Source organism: Mesorhizobium sp. M7A.F.Ca.US.014.04.1.1 (assembly GCF_003998745.1).
GTDB classification, from domain to species: Bacteria; Pseudomonadota; Alphaproteobacteria; order Rhizobiales; family Rhizobiaceae; genus Mesorhizobium; species Mesorhizobium ciceri.
Map to the genome: position 1 here is coordinate 1 of NZ_RZRW01000855.1, position 1,775 is coordinate 1,775.

Annotated in this window: 2 protein-coding genes and 1 pseudogene; all 3 read right to left on the bottom strand. The window is 62.0% G+C overall.

Features of this window, described 5'->3' with window-relative positions; all coding sequences use genetic code 11:
• Positions 1-202 (bottom strand): annotated as a pseudogene (locus EOA22_RS32345) (conjugal transfer protein TraI); the annotation flags it as partial.
• Positions 199-1,263 (bottom strand): P-type conjugative transfer protein TrbG, encoded by a 1,065-nt coding sequence (trbG, locus tag EOA22_RS32350; protein WP_181172689.1) that lies wholly within the window; start codon positions 1,261-1,263, stop codon positions 199-201. The pseudogene EOA22_RS32345 and the gene trbG, both read right to left, overlap by 4 nt.
• The coding region (gene trbF, locus EOA22_RS32355; RefSeq protein ID WP_164756133.1) for a conjugal transfer protein TrbF at positions 1,263-1,775 on the bottom strand (513 nt) is incomplete at its 5' end. The genes trbF and trbG, both read right to left, overlap by 1 nt.

Here is a 1,775-nt window from a genome sequence, read left to right on the forward strand (position 1 = left end):
TGGTGAAGAGCTCGGAAGGTTGGTCGTTGGCACGACGCCTGGTGTCGAGCGCCCAGATCAGGCTGCCAAGGACCGCGATGCTGGCAACCCCTCCCAAGCCGATGAGCACCTTGCGCGAAAGCCGCGCCACCTTGGCAGGTTCGGGCCGCAGACGCAGTTCAGCGCGGATGTCCCGGTTCAAGCCATTCGTTGGGTCGCTCATCTGAACAATCCTGCGCTATGCCGGGGCCGGCTCCCATCGGTGCGCACGATGCGGACGCGCCTCTCGCTCGTCTTGCCGCCGAGTCTTAGTTCGGCAGCGGCAAAGAGGCGGTCGACGACGTAGTAATTCTGCCGGGCGCGGTAGTTGACCAGCTCGGAGCCCCCTGACGGGCCGATGACGAAGAGCGGCGGCATCTCGCCCTGGCCAATGCCAGACGGAAACTCGATGTAGACCTTCGCGCCATCGTCGAAGGCGCGCAGCGGCCTCCAGGGTGCGGCGTCACCCTCGATGCGATAGCGGAAATTGAGTTTCTGGATGTCGACGCCGGCAGCGACTGGCTGTGCTGCGGACGCCTGTGCGTTCTGGCGCCGCAGCGCGATCAACTCATCCTGCGGATACTGCCATGATACCGAGGCCATATAGGTCTTTTCGGTCGATCGCAGCTCGAGATGATAGGTGCGACGGTCGCTGTTGATGACAAGGTTGGTCTGGAGGTCGGGGCGCGTCGGCTTGATGAGAATATGGACCTGTTGCCGTTCCCCTGCCCCACTCTGGGTATCGCCAATGATCCAGCGCACGGTGTCGCCGGCGGCAACGGGGCCCGAGCCGACCAGCTGCTCTCCCGGCTGCAGGGCGATGTCGGTGACCTGTCCGGGTGCGGCATAGATCTGATAGAGCGCGCCTTCGCTCCAGGGATAGAGCTGGATGGCGTTGATAAAGCCGTTGCGGACGGGCTGCATTCGTGCCGCCTCATTGGCCTGACTGATCCGCTGTTTAGGGTCGGTCAGTTCTGCCTTCGCCTTTCCGGTGTCGACTGGTTTCAACTGGCCGGGAAGCGGAAGAGGTTTCGGCAGTTCCACCACCTTAATCGGACCAGGTGGATCGATCTTCTTCACGGCAGGCATAGCAGCATCGTCATATTGGACCTCCGGCGGAATGTATTTTTTGGAGGCGCAGCCGGCGAGCGCCGTCGCAGATAGCAATGCCACGGCCAGAAGATGGGCCTTTGGGATGTTGCGGGCAGTCTGCCTCGTCGTATCGCGGGTTCGTGCCGCACCCATCATGAAAGCTCCTTCGACCAGTTGATGGCATTGATGTAGACGCCGAGTGGATTGGCCTTCAGCCGGTCGGCATCGCGGGGTGGCTGGATGATGATTGTGAGGATGGCAGTCCAACGCTCGGTGCTGGTCAGACTGCCGTTCTCATAGCGGCGTTCGATCCAGGCGACGCGGAACGAATCCTGCGAGGCGCGGATGACGCTGGAGACCTCGATTGCGATCTGGACTTTGCCGACCTTGGCGAAGGGATCGTTCACCCGGGCGTAATCGTTGAGAGATACAGCGCCGCGGTCGGTGGTGTAGTCATAGGCGCGCAACCAGTTCTGGCGGACAATGACCGGATCGTCCGGCACGCTTCTAATCTGCTCGATGAACCGAGCGAGATGCCATGCGATCTGCGGATCGGTCGGCCGATAGTCGGCAACAGCTGGAGCGACCGCCTGGGCCTCGCCAAGTTTATCGACCTGAACGATCCAGGGAACCACGGTTCCGCGTGTGGATTGCCAGACCAGTGC

Bases quoted from the DNA above. Each gene is read 5' to 3' on its own strand.
- trbG (WP_181172689.1), bottom strand. From the start codon at position 1,263: ATGGGTGCGGCACGAACCCGCGATACGACGAGGCAGACTGCCCGCAAC.